The following is a 15,754-nucleotide window of genomic DNA, read 5'->3' as shown; positions in this document are numbered from 1 at the left end:
ATCCAGGGCCGGGCGCACCTGTGCGCCTGGTGCTCCCACCTAGCCGAGCCTCCGGTGGTGGGTGAACAGGCGGCGTTCCCGGACGTCGACGGTCCGGGCCACCGCCTCCCGCCACGGGGTCGACACCGCCCGGGCGTACTGCGGGCTGTCGAAGACGGCGGGGCCGTCCAGCTCGTGCACCGCGAGGCGGTCGGGCCCCGCGCCGTCGACGCGGCGGTACCGCACGGTGCGCCGCCAGCCGGGCACCTGCTGCAGCATCGGCACGTGCTCGCCCGCGTACCAGGCGTCGAGCTCGTCGGGATCGGTGCTGGTCAGACCCACGGTCAGGAGCAGCGGGCAAGCATCGGGAGCGGGATCGGCCGGGTCGTCCAGGCGCGCGTACACCCGGCGGTCGAGCACCGCGAGCCGCTCGACCACCGTCTGCTCGTAGGGGCTGCGCACCCGGGCCTCGGCATAGGCGGGGGAGTCCAGCGCCGCGAGCTCGAGGGGGTAGACCGCGAGCCAGCCCGGCGCCCGGTCGTCCGCCGCGCGGAAGCGGTGCCCGCCGTGGATCCCGGGCACGCGCAGCCGGGCAGGCGCGTGCTCGGTGTCGTACCAGTGGTGGAACTCGTCGAGCGGCACCTCGCCGGGCTCGGACAGGACGAGGAGCAACCCGTCGGCGCAGGCGCTGCCACATGATTTGCTCGCAAGCTCGCTCATCGGAACCCGAAGCAGGTCGTGGGGTTGTCGACGAGCAGCCGCTGCCGGTCGGCCGGGGCGGGTGCGATCTCGGCGAGCAGGTCGACGAGGTCGCCGTCGTCCGGCACGAAGCCGTAGGTGTTGGGGTGCGGGAAGTCCGATCCCCAGACGACCCGGTCGGGGGCGTGGCGCACCAGCAGGGCCGCGAGCGCCGCCGAGTCGGCCATCGACGGCGGCGCCACCGCGAGGCGGTCGGCCCCGGAGACCTTCACCCAGACGTCGCCGGTGTCCAGCAGCCCGCGCAGCGCGGTGACCGCGGGCGAGCCGAGCCCCTGGCGCAGGTCCACCCGGGCCATGTGGTCGATCACCACCCGCAGCGGCAGCGAGCGCACGACGTCGGCGTGCTCGGCGATGCCGTCGCCCGTGACGTGGAGGGCGATGTGCCACCCGTGCGGCGCGACCAGCCGCACGATCGCGTCGATCTCCTCGGCGGAGGGTGCCTTCCCGAGGTGCGGGGTGAAGTGCAGCCGGGCGCCCCGGACCCCGGCGTCGTGCAGCCGGGCCACCTCGGCCGGTGCGGTGCCGGGCCGGATCAGCGCGACGCCGCGGTACCGGCCGGCGCCCTCGGCCAGCGCGGCCTCCAGGGACGCGTGGTCGGCGCCGTGCGCGGCCGACTGCACGATCACCGCGCGCTCCAGGCCGAGCAGCCGGTGCAGCGCCTGCAGGTCGGTCAGGGGCGCCTCGGGCGGGGTGAAGGTGCGGTCGGGGGCGTAGGGGAACCGCGCGGTCGGGCCGAAGATGTGGCAGTGCGCGTCGCAGGCCCCGGCCGGGAGCGCGAGGGTCGGGCGGTGCGGGGCCGGGTGCGGGCCGGGGTTCTGCGGAGTTGGTCGCCCGTTCATCAGTCGCACCGCGCGGTCATGCCGCCGTCGACGACGATCTCGGTGCCGGTCACGAAGCGGGCCTCGTCGGAGGCCAGGAACAGCGCCGCGTACGCGGTGTCGCGGCCGTCGCCCATGAAGCCCAGCGGGATCCGGGCCTGCCGCTGGGCCAGGAGGGACTCCACGTCGCCGCCTGCGCGCTGGCGGGCCAGCCGCGCCTCCACCATCGGCGTGTGCAACTGGCCGGGCACGACGGTGTTCACCCGGATCCCCTCGGGCGCGTGCTGCACCGCGGTCACCCGCGACAGCTGGATCACCCCGGCCTTGGCCGCGGCGTAGCCGACCTGGGGGGAGCCGGTGAACCGCATTCCCGAGGTGGACGCGATGTTGACGATCGCGCCGCCGCCGCGGACCCGCATCGCCGGGATGGCGTGGCGGCAGCCGAGGTAGGCGCTCGTGAGGTTGAGGTCGAGCTGGGCGTGCCAGCCGGCCTCGTCGAGCTCGGTGGCGCCGCCGGCGCGGGAGCCGCCGACGTTGTTCACCAGCACGTCCAGCCCGCCGAACGCGTCCACGGCCGCCGCGACCATCGACCGGACCGCCACCGGGTCGGTGACGTCGCAGGTGTGGCCCGCGGCCGTCCCACCCTCGTCGGCGATCAGCGCGAGGGTCGCCTCCAGCGGTGCCGGGTCGCGGTCGACGGCGAGCACGCGGGCGCCCTCCCGCGCGAACACCACGGCGGTGGCGCGGCCGTTGCCCCAGCCCTCGCCGACACTGCCCGCCCCGGTGACGACGGCGACCTTGCCCGCCAACCGGCCGGCCATCAGGCCGCCTCCCGTTCCTCGCCGCCGACCTCGAGGGCGACGAGGAACCGGGACACCAGGTTGTAGGCGCCGACCGTGACGGTCAGCTCGACGATCTCGCGCTCGGTGAAGTGCTCACGGAGCCTCCCGAACACGTCGTCGGGGACGGTGACCTGCACGGTCATCGCGTCGGTGTAGGCGAGCACGGCGGCCAGGCGGGGGGCGAGTACGTCCGGTCGCTGCTCGCCGCGCAGCACGTCGATGTCGGCGTCGGTGAGGCCGCCGGCCCGCCCGAGCGGCTCGTGGGCGCGCCACTCGTAGTCCGCCCCGTTGAGGGCCGCGATCCGCAGGATCGCGAGCTCGCGGACGTCCGCGGCGAGCGTCGACGCGGTGCGCACGGCACCGAGCAGGCCGTTCCAGCCCTCGGCCAGCGGCGGGCTGTGCAGCAGCATCAGGTCCAGCGGGGTGAGCGTGCCGCCGCGGCGGGCACGGATCCGCTCGGCGATGTCGCCGTCCGGCCCCGGGAGGTCGGAAGCGGCGTACTCGAGGCGGGCCAATGGATCTCCTTCGCTATCGGTGTCAGGCTGACACGGTTTCCGGCTGGTCCTCGGCGAGCTCGGGGACGTCCGCGCCGTCGAGGACGGCGCGGGCGCGGTCGACGTCGAGCTGCCGCTCCCACCGGGAGACGATCAGGCTGCCCATGATCTGGCCGGACAGGCTGACGAGGCCGCGCATGATGGACATGAACCGGTCGACGCCGATGATCAGCATGATCCCGACGACCGGCACCACCGCCGTGGTGTTGAGCGTGGCGGCGAGGATCACGAAGCCGGCGCCGGCGACCCCGGCGCTGCCCTTCGATGTGATCATGAAGACGGCGAGCAGGCCGATCTGCTGCCACAGCGACATCTCGATGTCGAAGGCCTGCGCGATGAACAGCGAGGCGAACCCCAGGTAGAGGCAGACGCCGTCGCCGTTGAACGCGTAGCCGGACGGCACGACGAGGCCGACGACCTGCTTCGGCGCGCCGAGGTGGGTGAGCTTGCGCATCAGGGCCGGCATGACCACCTCGTAGTTCGAGGTGCCCAGGGTGATCAGCAGCTCGTCCTTGAAGTAGCGGTAGAGCTTGAGGATCCGCAGCCCGCAGATCCGGGCGACGACACCGAAGACGAGCAGGCAGAAGACGATGCCGCTGACCCAGAACAGGAGCACGAAGTTGCCGAGGCTCACCAGGGTGGCCACGCCGAACTTCCCGGTGGTGTAGGCCATGGCGCCGAAGGCACCCAGCGGGGCCAGGTACATCACGAGCCTGATCACGACGAACGTGGCGTCGCCGATCCGCGCCACACCGCGCACGATCGGCTCGCCCGCCGGGCCCATGACCTTGAACGCGATGGCGAACAGGATCGAGACCAGCAGCACCTGCAGCACGTTGCCCTCGGTGAACGCGCTGACCACGCCGTTCGGGATGATGTTCAGCAGGAAGTCGTACCAGTGCGTGCTCTCGGCCCGCTGCACGTACTGCTCGGCCGAGCCGGAGATCGAGAGCGACGCGGGGTCGGCGTGCAGCGCCGCGCCCGGCCGGAGCACGTCCATCACCACGAGGCCGACGATCAGCGCGATGGTCGTGACCACCTCGAAGTAGACGAGCGCCTTCACCCCGACCCGGCCGACCGACGTCAGCTCCCCGGCCGACGCGATTCCCGTGACGATCGTGCAGAAGACGACCGGCGCGATCAGCATCTGGATCAGGCCGATGAAGCCGGTGCCGATCGGCTCCAGGGCGGCCCCGGCGCCGGGGGCGACGAGGCCGACGATGGCCCCGGCCACGATCGCGACGAGCACCGTGACGTACAGCTTGGTCGTGAACGCGCTGCGAATTCGAAAGCGGGTAAGCAGCGACCGAAGGGACATCGTCGTCTCCAAGTTGTGCGACTGACGTACACTTGCTCGACTGACGTGCAGACCTTGGGGCCTTCACGCCCGGATGTCAAGCGCGATGGGAGACTGCCCCGGTGTCCAGAGAGGATCCGGACTTCATCGACTCGGTCGACAAGGCGTTCCAGGTGATGATGGTGTTCTCCGCGGAGAACCCGGAGCTCGGCGTCAGCCGGGTCGCGGAGCTGACGGGCCTGACCCGGGCCACGGTCCGGCGGCTCCTGCTGACGTTCGAGCGGCTGGGCTTCGCCGAGATGCGCGACCGCCGCTTCCGCCTCACCCCGAAGGTGCTGCGCCTCGGTTACGGCTACCTGTCGTCGGCGCCGTGGTGGGAGTCGGCCGAGCCGCACATGCGCGGCCTGTCGGCCGAGCTGCAGGAGTCCTCGTCGCTGGCCACGCTCGACGGCGCGGAGATCGTCTACCTGGCCCGCGTTCCGAGCCCGCGCAGCGTGGCGATCACCCTGAACATCGGGTCCCGGCTGCCCGCCTACCCGACGTCGCTGGGCCGGGTGCTCCTGGCCGCGCTGCCCGACGGCGAGCTCGACGACTACCTCGCGAAGGCGGACCTGCGGCCGCTCACCTCGCACACGGTCACCGAGCGGTCCCGGCTGCGGGAGATCCTCCACGGCGTCCGCCGCGACGGCTACGCGCTGATCGACGAGGAGCGGGAGGTCGGCGTCCGCTCGGTGGCTGCCGGGGTCCGGTACCGCGGCCGGGTGATCGCCGCGCTGAACGTGTCGGTGAACGCGGCCCGGATGTCCGCGGAGGAGCTGCGCGCGCGGTGCGCGCCGATGGTCATCGAGCACGCCGAGGCGATCTCGGCCGAGATCGCCACACGTTGAGGGGACGGGCATGAAGATCGTGATCGCCGACACCAACCTGGCGCCGCTGCGGGCCGAACTGGAGGAGGGTCTGCCCGCCGGCTCGGAGGTGCGCTGGCTCGACCCGCGCGACCTCCCCGCGGTCGAGGCCGCGGTCGTCGGGGCCGACGTGCTGGTCAGCGCGCGCTGCCCGGCCTCGGTCGCCGCGGCGGGCAGGTCGTTGCGGCTCGTGCACGCCGCGGGTGCCGGTTTCGACGGGATCGACATCGCCGCGCTGCCGGCCGGCGCGATCGTCGCCAACACGTTCCACCACGAGGACTCGATCGCCGAGTACGCCGTGTCCGCCGCGGTGCTGCTGCGTCGCGGGTTCCTGGCCCAGGACACCGCGCTGCGCGCCGACCGGTGGGCGTCGCCCGCCTACGGTGCGGGGCCCTGGACCCACTCGCTCGCCGCCGCCACCGTCGGCTTCGTCGGCTTCGGCCACATCGGCGCCCGTGCCTGGGAGGGCTTCCGGGTGTTCGGGGCGCGCGGCGTCGCCGTGACGCGGCGCGGGGACGTCGACGCCGCGGCGCACGGGCTGGAGTGGTCCGGCCCGACCGACGACCTCGGCGCGCTGCTCGACCAGGCGGACGTCGTGCTGGTCAGCGCCCCGCTCACGCCGGAGACGCGGGGCATGATCGGGGCCGCGGAGCTCGCCCGAATGCGGGGCAATGCCGTCCTGGTGAACGTCGGCCGTGGCCCGCTCGTCGAGGAGAAGGCGCTCTACGCGGCCCTGCGCGACGGTGACATCGCCGGCGCCGCGATCGACGTGTGGTACGGCTACCCGACCACCGGCCCCGTCGCGGCGCCGTCGGAGCTGCCCTTCCGGGACCTGCCGAACGTCCTGATGACCCCGCACTCCTCCGGCGTGACGCGCCAGACCTTCGCGGGCCGCGCCGTGGACGTCGCGGCCAACATCCGGCGCCTCGCGGCGGAGGAGCCGCTCGTGAACGTGGTGGCGGTCGCCTGATCCGGGTCAGGGCAGGCCCGAGAGGTCCGCGCGGAACTGCATCGCCCGGTACGGCCAGCCCGTCGCGGTGTTCCACTGGCTCACCACGAGGTGCAGTTCGCGCAGCGTCGAACCGGGCAGCACGTACCCGCCGTAGAGCTGAGCGACGTTCCCGCAGGCGTGGTCCTCGCCGTCCCAGTCGCAGCCGCGCAGCACCGTCACGGGCGGCGCGCGGTGCAGGTCGGCGGTCGGCCCGTCCAGCACGCGGACGTCGAGGCAGTAGCGGCCGGCGTCGAACACCGACAGCAGCCAGTGATCGGGCCCGTCCCCGGGGACGCGGCGTAGCGACAGCTCCCCGAACCGGCCGGGCAGCACGACGGTGGGCGGGTTCCCCCAGCCCCAGCGGTCGTCGGCGATGCCCCAGCTCTGCCACGCGTCCGGGTCGGTCAGCGCGGTCTCGGGCACCCGGTGCAGCAGCAGGCCGTGCTCACGCTGGAAGCCGGTGGTCATCGCGTACACCCAGCCGTCGGTGCCCCGTTCCCAGGTGAGCATCTGGAACAGGCCGTCGTGGAGGCCGGCCGGCCAGCGGGTGCCGGTGGGCCGCCAGGTGCGCCCACCGTCGCGGGAGCGGTGCAGCTCGGTCCAGCGCACGTTGCCCAGCTCGCGGCACACCATGACGTGCAGGTACATCTCGTCCCCGACCGTGATCACGTCCGTGGGGAGGACGGTGGTGAGGCGCCGCAGGCGCAATCCGTTGCGGCGCCAGCCGTGGTGGATGTACCGCACCACCTGGCGGGCCTCGCCGCGGCGCCCGGCCGCGCCGGTCCAGCGCAGCCCGGTGGGGACGCTCTCCGGGTCGGCGAACAGCACGACGGGCGAGCGCCAGCCCGGCCCGCCGACACCCGCCTGCCGGAACGTGTCCCCGAACACCGAGACCAGGTGTCCCTGCGGGGCCGTCGTGGTGGCACCCAGGTCGGTGCCGCCGATGCCGAACCGGTCGGTGATGCCCGGGCCGGTGAGATCGGCGATCTTGGTGGCGAGCCGTTCCGTCACACCGCCATCCTGCCTGCTCCTCCCCCAGGAGCGCCCTGAACAACTCGGGCCTACTGCGCGACGCCTGGTTTCACCCAGTTGTTCGGTCCCGGGGTGTCGCCGAACCCGGGTGTGGGCTCGGCGTCGGCCGCTGCTGGCGGGGTGGGGTCTCCGGTGGCGCCGCGCATCGTGCGGGGCCGCTCCTCACCTGTCAAGGGCGCCTTCGGCGTCGCTGCGCGATCGCTTCGCGACCCTTGACAGGTGAGCCTCTGCGGCCCCTCCCGGGCATTTCGCGGGCAGGCCGGGGGCCTGCCCGGTCGGCGCGCGGCGCCACCGGAGACCGGGTCTCGCGGGCATGATCACGGCTTCGGTGCGGGGGCGGCCGTATGTGGCTGTGGGTGCACCGATCTGCTGATCAAGCCCACTGCCCGACGGGCATGATCGGCCGCTTGGTGCGGGAGCAGCCACATGTGGCGGTGGGTGCACCGATGGGCTGATCATGACGCTCGCGGTAGGGGGCCTGGGTCGCTGCTCGCGTCGGTGCTGGGGGCGGCTTGATCGGCAGGATCGTGACGTGGGCCGGGCCACTTCCGCGGATGTGCGGTTCATGTCACGGATCTGCTGATCACATCCCTGTCTGGGCCGGCGGTGTGCGGGGCGGACCCGGTCGCGGTACCCGCCAGGTGGGGTCTCGGTCGGTGACCATGGGCAAATGGTCGCTCCCGGAGATCGACTGACTGCCATCTGCCCTTGATCGGCGCCGGCCGGGCGCCTCTGAGGTCCCTCCTAGAGTTGGCACCATGGCAGAGCTCGCCCCCCGCCGGCTGATCCTGACGCTGTACGGGCTGTACGCGCGCGAGGAGCACAACTGGATGTCGGTGGGCTCCGTCGTGCGGTTGATGGGGGACCTCGGCGTCGACTCCGCGGGCGTCCGCTCGTCGATCTCGCGGCTCAAGCGGCGGGGCGTGCTCGAGTCGATGAAGTCGGGCCGGTCCGCGGGCTATGCGCTCTCGCAGGGTGCGCTCGAGGTGCTCCGCGAGGGCGACACGCGGATCTTCGACCGGCGGCGGGCCGGCGCGTCGGGCGATTTCGTGCTCGTGGTGTTCTCCATCCCGGAGTCGGAGCGGGAGAAGCGGCACACGCTGCGCACCACGCTGTCCGGTCTGGGGTTCGGCACGGCCGCGCCCGGCGTGTGGGTCGCACCGGGCCACCTGCGCGACGAGGTCGGCCGCACGCTGGAGCGGCGCGGGCTCACCTCCTACGTCGACCTGTTCACGGCCCACCACGCGGGCTTCGGCGAGCTGCGCCGGCAGGTCGCGCGCTGGTGGGACCTCGACGACATCAACGCCCGGTACGCGGAGTTCCTCGACCGGTTCTCCGACGCGCAGGCACGGTGGAAGGGTTCCGCGGACGGCCCGCGTACGGCGTTCGAGGTCTACGTACCGATGCTCACGGTCTGGCGGCGGCTGCCGTACCTCGACCCCGGCCTGCCGCCCGACCTCGTGCCCGAGGGGTGGAACGGCGGCCGGGCGGGGGACCTCTTCGGCGACCTCGACGCGCTGCTGCGCGCCCCGGCCCGCGAGCACGCGCTGGCCGCGATCCACGCCTGAGGCGCCCAGCGTCATGATGACGTCGTGGTCGTCGCCGCGGGGCGGGAGCCCCGGAGAGGACGCGGGCGGCCGCGGCAAGGCGCGCGGCGCCGGGACGGCGGTCGCACACCAACTTGGTGGTCGGCACAGCAACTGCAGTTGGTGTGTGAGCGCGGATGTTGGTGTGTGAGCGGGTTCTGCCGCGGGTCGCGCCGGGTGGGGCCCGTTGCGCGGGCCCTGGCCGTGTTGTCGGCGCGCCCGAGGACATCGCCCAAGATCCACCGGACACCGCCTAGTCGAGGACGGCGATCCCCTGGATCTCGACCAGCGCGGCGGCGTCCCACAGCCGCGCGACGCCGATGCCGGCCATCGCCGGGTACTCGGTGCCGACGAGGCGCCGCCAGATCCTCCCGATCTCCCGGGAACCGGCGAGGTAGGCATCCATGTCGACGATGTAGATCGTGACCGTGGCGAGGTCGTCCCCCGACCCGCCGGCCGCCGTCAGGGCCTGCAGGAGGTTGAGCAGCGCCTGCTCGAACTGCGTGACGATGTCGTCGCCGACGATCGTGCCCGACCGGTCCAGCGCCGTCTGCCCGGCCAGGTAGACGGTGCGCTGCCGGTCCGTCGCCACGGCGTGGCTGAACCCCCGCGGCGCGGCGAGCTGGGGCGGGTTGATGCGCTCGAACGTCATGACTGAACGGCTCCTCCGTCCACGTTGATGCCCTGTCCGTTGATCGCGCCGTTCTGCACGCAGGAGAGTACGGCCGCCGCGACCTCGTCGGGCTGCACGAGCCGGTGGATCGGCTGGCGCCGCTCGAGCACGGCCCGGGCCTCGTCCGGGGACATCCCCGTCCGGTCGGCGATGGCGGCCACCGTCGCGTCCGTCATCGGCGTGTCGACGTAGCCCGGGCACACGGCGTTGGCGGTCACGCCCTGCCGCGCCACCTCGTCGGCGACGGCGCGGACCAGCCCCAGCACGCCGTGCTTGCTGGCCGTGTACGCGCTCACCTGGCGCTCGCCGCGCTTCGCGACCACCGAGGCGATCACGACGATGCGCCCGTGGCGGGCCTCGAGCATCGGGGGGAGCGCGCGGCGGATGCACCGGAACGGCGCGGTCAGGTTGGTGTCGATCAGCTGTTGCCACTGGTCGTCGGTGGTCCGCGTGATCGGCGCGGCGAGCGAGGTGCCGGCGTTCGCGACGAGGACCTCCGCCGGACCCCACGTCCGCTCGACGGTGGCGAACAGGTCCTCGACCTGCTCGGGCACGGTGACGTCGGCCCCGACGCAGAGGGTCGGGCCGGGTACCTGCGCGGCCGCCTCGTCGAGCCGGCCGCGGTCGCGGCCGACCAGGACCGTCCGGAAGCCGGCCTCGGCGAGCCGCCGCGCCGTCGCCAGGCCGATGCCCTGCCCGGCGCCCGTGACGACAGCGACCGCCACTACCGGCCCTTCCACTCCGGCTTGCGCCGGTCGTTGAACGCCGCGTGGAACTCGGCGTGGTCCTCGGTGGTCATCAGCAGCGCCTGGGTCATCGCGTCGAGCTCCATCGACGCCGAGAGCGGCATGTCGAGCTCCCGGGTGAGCAGCGACTTCGTCTGCGCATAGGCCAGCGTCGGGCCGCCTGCGAGCCGGCCGGCGAGGGCGGCCACGGTCTCGTCGAGCTCCTCGTCCGCCACGAGCTGCGACACGAGCCCGTACCGGTCGGCGGTGGGGGCGTCGATCGTGTCGCCGAGCATGAGCAGCTGCGTGGCGCGGCCGAGCCCGACGACGCGGGGGAGCAGGTAGGCGGCGCCCATGTCGCCACCGGAGAGCCCGACCTTGGTGAACAGGAACGCGAACCGCCCGGAGGTGCCGACGATCCGGAAGTCGGCGGCGAGCGCGATCACCGAGCCCGCGCCCGCGGCGATGCCCTGGATCTTCACGATGATCGGGATCGGGCACTCCCGCATCGCCCGGATGACGTCCCCGGTCATCTTGGTGAAGCGCATCAGGTCGGCCGCCTGCATCTTCAGCAGCTCGCCGATGATCTCGTTGACGTCGCCCCCGCCGCAGAAGCCGCGGCCCTCGCCCTGGATCACCAGCGCCTTGACGCCCTCGTGGTGCGGCAGCTCGAGCAGCAGGTCGCGCAGGTCCGAGTACGACTCGAACGTGAGCGGGTTGAGCTTCTCGGGGCGGTTGAGGGTGACCGTGGCGACCGCCCCGTCGACCGCGAAGTCGAAGTGGGACCAGTCCGTGGTCAGCGGTGCCGAAGCCCGGAAACGGCTCAACTGCTCGTCCTTTCCCTGAAGATCTCTCGCGCGATGATCGTGCGCTGCACCTCCGAGGCGCCCTCGTAGATCCGGGGTGCCCGGACGTCACGGTAGAGGTGTTCGAGCGGGTGCCCGCGCTGCAACGCCCGGGCCCCGTGCAGCTGCACGCACTGGTCCACGATCCGGCCCGCCGCCTCGGTGGCGAAGAGCTTGGCCATCGCCGCGGACCGGGTGACGGTGGAGCGGTCGGCGCCGGCGTCGTAGGCGCGGGCCGCGGCATGGACCAGCAGGCGCGCGGCCTCCAGGTCGGTGGCCATGTTCGCGATCGAGTGGGCCACCGCTTGCTGGGCCGACAGGGTGCCGCCGTACGCCTCGCGGCTGGTGACGTGCGCGACGGTGGCGTCGAGCGCGGCCTGCGCCATGCCCACCGCGAACGCGCCGACGCTGGGCCGGAACAGGTCGAGCGTGCGCATGGCGACCCGGAACCCGGCGTCGACCTCGCCGAGCACGTCGGCGCGCTCGACGCGCACCCCGTCGAAGGTGAGGCCGCCGATCGGGTGCGGCGAGATCATGTCGAGGTGCTCGCCGGAGAGCCCTGGGGAGTCGCCGGCCACGGCGAAGGCGGTGACGCCCCGCGCGCCCGCCCCGGAGGTGCGGGCGAACACGGTGTAGACGTCGGCGTCGGGGGCGTTGGAGATCCAGAGCTTCTCCCCCGAGAGGCGCCAGCCGTCGCCGTCGGGCTCGGCGCGCAGGGAGAGCGCGGCGGCGTCGGACCCGGCTCCCGGTTCGGTCAGCGCGAACGCGGCGAGGACGTCGCCCTTCACGACGCCCGGGATCCAGCGGTCGACGGTGGCGGCCGAGCCCGACTGCAGGATCGGGTAGCTGCCCAGCCCCTGCAGGGCCAGGGCGGTCTCGGCCTCGGGACAGACCGCGGCGATGGTCTCGCGCAGCAGGCACAGCTGCATCGCCGCGGCGTCGCGGGGCGGCTCGTCGGGCCTGCCGCCGTAGAGGTCGCGGAGCAGGCCCAGCTCGCCCATGGCGGCCACGAGCGGGCGGTTCACCCGGCCGTCCTCGCGCGCGAGCGGGACGAGGTGCTCGGTCGCGAGCGCGGCGACGCGAGTGGTGTAGGCGACCTGCTCCATCCCGGCATCGTATGTCGCATTGACAACGAGCGTCAAACAAACAATATACTGGGTGCCGTGCGCATGGCAGTCATCGGTGGAGGCCCCGGCGGCCTGTACTTCGCCGCGCTGGCGAAGCAGCTCGGATCCCTCCAGGGGATCGACCACGAGATCACGGTCTGGGAGCGCAACGCCGCCGACGACACGTTCGGCTTCGGCGTCGTGTTCTCCGACGAGACGCTCGGTGGCATCGAGCACGCCGACCCGGTGGTGCACGCGGCCATGCAGGCGGAGTTCGCCCGCTGGGACGACATCGACGTCCACTTCCGCGGGGAGACGATCACCAGCGGCGGCCACGGCTTCGCGGCGATGGGCCGCAAGCGGCTGCTCCAGATCCTGCAGGAACGCTGCCGGGAGCTCGGCGTCGACGTGCGCTTCTCCAGCGAGGCGCCCGACGTGGAGCAGCTGCGGCAGGAGCACGACCTCGTGGTGGCGAGCGACGGTCAGGGCTCGGCGGTGCGCACGAAGTACGCCGACCACTTCGGCCCGGACCTCGACATCCGCCGGTGCCGCTACATGTGGCTGGGCACCGACACGGTCTTCGAGGCGTTCACCTTCGACATCCGCGAGACCGAGCACGGCGTCATGCAGATGCACGGCTACCCGTTCGACGAGCACGGCAGCACGTTCATCGTCGAGATGCACGACGACGTGTGGCGCCGGGCCGGTTTCCAGGAGTCCGAGGCGCTGGACCTGGCGCCGGGCGAGTCCGACGAGCGCTCCGTCCAGGCCGTGCGCGAGGTCTTCGCCGACGTCCTCGCGGGCGGGCGCGTGCTCGCCAACAACTCGCGGTGGATCAGCTTCACCACCGTGCGCAACGCGCGCTGGTGCCACGACAACGTGGTGCTGCTCGGCGACGCCGCCCACACCGCCCACTTCTCGATCGGCTCCGGCACCAAGCTCGCCATGGAGGACGCGCTGGCCCTGGCGGCGTGCCTGCACGAGACGGAGAAGGTCCCGGCCGCGCTCGCCGCCTACGAGGCCGAGCGCAGGCCCGTGGTGGAGTCGACCCAGCGGGCCGCGCAGGCGAGCCTGGAGTGGTTCGAGAACCTCGGCCAGTACGTCCACCAGCCGCCGCTGCAGTTCGCGTTCAACATCCTCACCCGCAGCCGCCGCATCACCTACGACAACCTCCGGCTGCGCGACCCGCGGTTCGTCGCCGCCGTCGACACCTGGTTCGCCGGTGGCGGCGACCCGCGGCCGCCGATGTTCCACCCGTTCCGGCTCGGCGAGCTGGAGCTGGTCAACCGGGTCGTCGTCTCGCCGATGGACATGTACGTCGCCCCGGACGGCATGCCGACCGACTTCCACCTCGTCCACCTGGGCGGCAAGGCGCTCGGCGGCGCCGGCCTCGTGATGACGGAGATGGTGTGCGTCTCGCCGGACGGGCGGATCACCCCCGGCTGCACCGGCCTGTGGACCGACGAGCAGGGCGCCGCGTGGCGGCGCGTCACCGACTTCGTGCACTCCTCGTCACCGGCGAAGATCGGCCTCCAGCTCGGCCACTCCGGGCCCAAGGGCTCCACGAAATTGATGTGGGAGGGCATCGACCAGCCACTGGACTCCGGGAACTGGCCCGTCGTCGGGCCGTCGGAGCGCCCCTACCGCGAGGGTGTCAACCAGGTGCCGACGGCGCTCGACCGGGCCGGCATGGACGCGATCGTCGCCGAGTTCGTCGCGGCCACCGAGCGCGGTGCCCGCGCCGGCTTCGACCTCGTCGAGCTGCACTGCGCCCACGGCTACCTGCTGTCGTCGTTCCTGTCGCCGGTCACCAACCGGCGCACCGACGCCTACGGCGGGCCGATCGGGAACCGGCTCCGGTTCCCGCTGGAGGTCTTCGCGGCGATGCGCGAGGTGTGGCCCGCCGACCGGCCCATGACCGTGCGCATCTCCGCCACCGACTGGGTGGAGGACGGCATCACCCCCGAGGACGCGTGCGAGGTCGCCCGCGCCTTCGAACGGGCCGGGGCGTCCGCCATCGACGTCTCCACCGGGCAGGTCACCCCGGACGAGCGCCCGGCCTTCGGCCGCTCGTACCAGACGCCGTTCGCCGACACCATCCGCAACGTGCTCCACGTCCCGACGATCGCGGTGGGCGTCATCTCCTCCGCGGACGACGTCAACACGATCATCCTGTCCGGCCGGGCCGACCTGTGCGCCGTGGGCCGCGCCCACCTGTACAACCCGAGCTGGACGCTGCACGCCGCGGTGGAGCAGGACTACGACGGGCCGGGCGCGGCCTGGCCCGACTCGTGGCGGGCCGGCCGCCGCAAGCCCCAGTCCGGCCGCACCGACGGCCCGAAACCACGCCTGGACCTCATCCGCCGCCCGCCGGCGGACGGCCACCTGCGCTGGCGCCCGAGGCGATGACCCGGCCCGACCGCACACACCCGGTCCGGACCGCACACACCGCCCACCATGTGTGCGGTCCTGGATCGGTGTGTGCGGTCGGGCCGGGGGCTATCGGCTGACGATCACCGCCGCGGCGCGACCAGCCCGGCGCAGTCGAACTCCGGCGCCGCCGCGGTGGGAGAGCGGGCTCGCCGTGCGCTGCGCTGCCCACAGGAGCCGTGCGAGGTCCCCGTCGCCCGTCGCGCTGTTGATCGTCTCGCTCATGGGGGCGACCTAGACGTGATCAGTGGGCCTCGCGGACGGCCACGCGCCCGAGCCCACGAGCTCGTGGACCAGCCGGGTGAGCGTCGACGAGACGGCGTCGACCGGGGCGAGGAGCCGGCTGCGGCGCTGCAGCCCGAGCACCACCGAGCGCTCGACGTCCGGCGCGGTCAACGGGGCGCCGGACAGGCGCCCGGCCGCGACGTCCGCCGCGACGCCGGCCGCCGGGAGCACCGTCCAGCCGTGCCCGGCGAGGACGAGGTTCTTCTGCAGGAGCATCGAGTTGGTCTGGACGACGACCCGCGGCTCCACGGGCACGGCGGAGCGGGCCCGGTCGATGAGCGCCCGCAGCCCGTGCCCGCTGACCGGCAGGACGAGCGGGTGGGCGAGCACCGTCGCCCAGGGGACGGGGGAGTCGGCGGTGAGCCCGGCTGCGGGTGGCGCCACCGCCCAGAGCTGTTCCCGCAGGAGCGGCAGCACCGACAGCGACGGCGTGTCGCTCAGGTTGTAGAGCAGCGAGAGGTCCACCTCGCCGGTGTCGAGCCACTGCTGGAGGTGGCCGGAGTAGCCGGTGAACAGCCGCAGCTCGATCCCGGGGTGCCGGCTCGCCACGGCGTCGGTCAGCGGCCGGGCGAGGATGTCGAGGACGCTCTCCAGCAGGCCCACGCTCACGATGCCGGTGACCTCGCCGGGCTCGGGCCGCAGCTCCGCGCGGGCCCGCTCCAGCTCGTCGAGCGCCCGGCGCGCCCGCATGATCAGCACCTCGGCCGCGGGCGTCGGGACCATCCCCTGCCGGGTCCGCTCGAACAGCGGGAGCCCGAACTCCTCCTCGAGGAGGCGGATCTGGCGCGTGACCGCCGGCTGCACGACGTGCAACAGCTTGGCCGCCCGGGTGACGCTGCCCACCTCGGCGACCGTGACCAGGGCGCTGAGCTGCCTGAGTTCCACGGCGGTGCGCCTCCTCATGCCGGGGTCGCATACCCCCATCAC

Annotated in this window: 16 protein-coding genes; 4 read left to right on the top strand and 12 right to left on the bottom strand. The window is 73.2% G+C overall.

Annotated elements, in window-relative coordinates; genetic code table 11:
* Window positions 1-39 precede the first annotated feature (39 nt).
* Genes ACU436_RS02065 through ACU436_RS02045 form a run of 5 tightly spaced genes read right to left on the bottom strand, consistent with a single transcriptional unit; the run spans window position 40 to window position 4,270 of the window.
* Window positions 40-699: a hypothetical protein gene (locus ACU436_RS02065; RefSeq protein WP_459020981.1), complete on the bottom strand. Its 660-nt coding sequence runs from the start codon at window positions 697-699 to the stop codon at window positions 40-42.
* Window positions 696-1,577, bottom strand: a complete 882-nt coding sequence (locus tag ACU436_RS02060; RefSeq protein WP_459020979.1) for an amidohydrolase family protein — start codon at window positions 1,575-1,577, stop codon at window positions 696-698. The genes ACU436_RS02065 and ACU436_RS02060 overlap by 4 nt, the downstream gene beginning before the upstream one ends.
* The gene (locus ACU436_RS02055) at window positions 1,577-2,377 is read right to left on the bottom strand and encodes an SDR family NAD(P)-dependent oxidoreductase (RefSeq protein WP_459020977.1); all 801 of its coding nucleotides are present in this window, start codon (window positions 2,375-2,377) and stop codon (window positions 1,577-1,579) included. The genes ACU436_RS02060 and ACU436_RS02055 overlap by 1 nt, the downstream gene beginning before the upstream one ends.
* Window positions 2,377-2,913, bottom strand: a complete 537-nt coding sequence (locus tag ACU436_RS02050) for a carboxymuconolactone decarboxylase family protein (RefSeq protein WP_459020975.1) — start codon at window positions 2,911-2,913, stop codon at window positions 2,377-2,379. The genes ACU436_RS02055 and ACU436_RS02050 overlap by 1 nt, the downstream gene beginning before the upstream one ends.
* Before the next feature lie 22 nt (window positions 2,914-2,935).
* A complete protein-coding gene (locus tag ACU436_RS02045; protein ID WP_459020973.1) occupies window positions 2,936-4,270 on the bottom strand; it encodes a cation:dicarboxylate symporter family transporter in 1,335 nt (444 codons plus the stop codon).
* A gap of 101 nt (window positions 4,271-4,371) precedes the next feature.
* On the opposite strand from ACU436_RS02045, the gene ACU436_RS02040 reads away from it, so the two are divergent.
* On the top strand, window positions 4,372-5,136 hold the full coding sequence (locus ACU436_RS02040) for an IclR family transcriptional regulator domain-containing protein (protein ID WP_459020971.1): 765 nt from the start codon (window positions 4,372-4,374) through the stop codon (window positions 5,134-5,136).
* A 10-nt stretch (window positions 5,137-5,146) separates the two neighbouring features.
* Window positions 5,147-6,124 (top strand): 2-hydroxyacid dehydrogenase, encoded by a 978-nt coding sequence (locus ACU436_RS02035; protein WP_459020969.1) that lies wholly within the window; start codon window positions 5,147-5,149, stop codon window positions 6,122-6,124.
* Between the two features lie 6 nt (window positions 6,125-6,130).
* Here ACU436_RS02035 and ACU436_RS02030 read toward each other — a convergent pair whose 3' ends face one another.
* Window positions 6,131-7,156 (bottom strand): DUF4185 domain-containing protein, encoded by a 1,026-nt coding sequence (locus ACU436_RS02030; RefSeq protein WP_459020967.1) that lies wholly within the window; start codon window positions 7,154-7,156, stop codon window positions 6,131-6,133.
* A gap of 779 nt (window positions 7,157-7,935) precedes the next feature.
* Here ACU436_RS02030 and ACU436_RS02025 point away from each other — a divergent pair.
* Window positions 7,936-8,745 carry a PaaX family transcriptional regulator gene (locus ACU436_RS02025; RefSeq protein ID WP_459020966.1) on the top strand — a complete coding sequence of 270 codons (810 nt, stop codon included), beginning with the start codon at window positions 7,936-7,938 and terminating at the stop codon, window positions 8,743-8,745.
* A gap of 271 nt (window positions 8,746-9,016) precedes the next feature.
* On the opposite strand, the gene ACU436_RS02020 is transcribed toward ACU436_RS02025, so the two are convergent.
* Genes ACU436_RS02020 through ACU436_RS02005 form a run of 4 tightly spaced genes read right to left on the bottom strand, consistent with a single transcriptional unit; the run spans window position 9,017 to window position 12,112 of the window.
* Window positions 9,017-9,415 (bottom strand): RidA family protein, encoded by a 399-nt coding sequence (locus ACU436_RS02020; RefSeq protein WP_459020964.1) that lies wholly within the window; start codon window positions 9,413-9,415, stop codon window positions 9,017-9,019.
* A complete protein-coding gene (locus ACU436_RS02015; protein ID WP_459020962.1) occupies window positions 9,412-10,161 on the bottom strand; it encodes an SDR family NAD(P)-dependent oxidoreductase in 750 nt (249 codons plus the stop codon). Before ACU436_RS02015 ends, ACU436_RS02020 begins: the two co-directional genes overlap by 4 nt.
* The gene (locus ACU436_RS02010) at window positions 10,161-10,988 is read right to left on the bottom strand and encodes an enoyl-CoA hydratase family protein (protein ID WP_459020960.1); all 828 of its coding nucleotides are present in this window, start codon (window positions 10,986-10,988) and stop codon (window positions 10,161-10,163) included. Before ACU436_RS02010 ends, ACU436_RS02015 begins: the two co-directional genes overlap by 1 nt.
* Entirely contained in the window at window positions 10,985-12,112 is a 1,128-nt protein-coding gene (locus ACU436_RS02005) for an acyl-CoA dehydrogenase family protein (protein ID WP_459020959.1), read from the bottom strand. The genes ACU436_RS02010 and ACU436_RS02005 overlap by 4 nt, the downstream gene beginning before the upstream one ends.
* A gap of 57 nt (window positions 12,113-12,169) precedes the next feature.
* On the opposite strand from ACU436_RS02005, the gene ACU436_RS02000 reads away from it, so the two are divergent.
* Window positions 12,170-14,521 carry a bifunctional salicylyl-CoA 5-hydroxylase/oxidoreductase gene (locus ACU436_RS02000; protein ID WP_459020957.1) on the top strand — a complete coding sequence of 784 codons (2,352 nt, stop codon included), beginning with the start codon at window positions 12,170-12,172 and terminating at the stop codon, window positions 14,519-14,521.
* 90 nt (window positions 14,522-14,611) lie between these two features.
* On the opposite strand, the gene ACU436_RS01995 is transcribed toward ACU436_RS02000, so the two are convergent.
* Together ACU436_RS01995 and ACU436_RS01990 are read right to left on the bottom strand one after the other, a co-directional pair.
* The gene (locus tag ACU436_RS01995; protein WP_459020955.1) at window positions 14,612-14,767 is read right to left on the bottom strand and encodes a hypothetical protein; all 156 of its coding nucleotides are present in this window, start codon (window positions 14,765-14,767) and stop codon (window positions 14,612-14,614) included.
* A gap of 9 nt (window positions 14,768-14,776) precedes the next feature.
* Entirely contained in the window at window positions 14,777-15,712 is a 936-nt protein-coding gene (locus ACU436_RS01990; protein ID WP_459020953.1) for a LysR family transcriptional regulator, read from the bottom strand.
* Between the last annotated feature and the right edge of the window lie 42 nt (window positions 15,713-15,754).

It is taken from the genome of Pseudonocardia wallangbongensis (genome assembly GCF_054486945.1).
Note: the sequence above shows the minus strand (reverse complement) of the source record. Positions and strands in the feature narration are given on the sequence as shown.

Bases quoted from the DNA above. Each gene is read 5' to 3' on its own strand.
- ACU436_RS02065 (WP_459020981.1), bottom strand. From the start codon at position 699: ATGAGCGAGCTTGCGAGCAAATCATGTGGCAGCGCCTGCGCCGACGGG.
- ACU436_RS02060 (WP_459020979.1), bottom strand. From the start codon at position 1,577: ATGAACGGGCGACCAACTCCGCAGAACCCCGGCCCGCACCCGGCCCCG.
- ACU436_RS02055 (WP_459020977.1), bottom strand. From the start codon at position 2,377: ATGGCCGGCCGGTTGGCGGGCAAGGTCGCCGTCGTCACCGGGGCGGGC.
- ACU436_RS02045 (WP_459020973.1), bottom strand. From the start codon at position 4,270: ATGTCCCTTCGGTCGCTGCTTACCCGCTTTCGAATTCGCAGCGCGTTC.
- ACU436_RS02035 (WP_459020969.1), top strand. From the start codon at position 5,147: ATGAAGATCGTGATCGCCGACACCAACCTGGCGCCGCTGCGGGCCGAA.
- ACU436_RS02025 (WP_459020966.1), top strand. From the start codon at position 7,936: ATGGCAGAGCTCGCCCCCCGCCGGCTGATCCTGACGCTGTACGGGCTG.
- ACU436_RS02020 (WP_459020964.1), bottom strand. From the start codon at position 9,415: ATGACGTTCGAGCGCATCAACCCGCCCCAGCTCGCCGCGCCGCGGGGG.
- ACU436_RS02005 (WP_459020959.1), bottom strand. From the start codon at position 12,112: ATGGAGCAGGTCGCCTACACCACTCGCGTCGCCGCGCTCGCGACCGAG.
- ACU436_RS01995 (WP_459020955.1), bottom strand. From the start codon at position 14,767: ATGAGCGAGACGATCAACAGCGCGACGGGCGACGGGGACCTCGCACGG.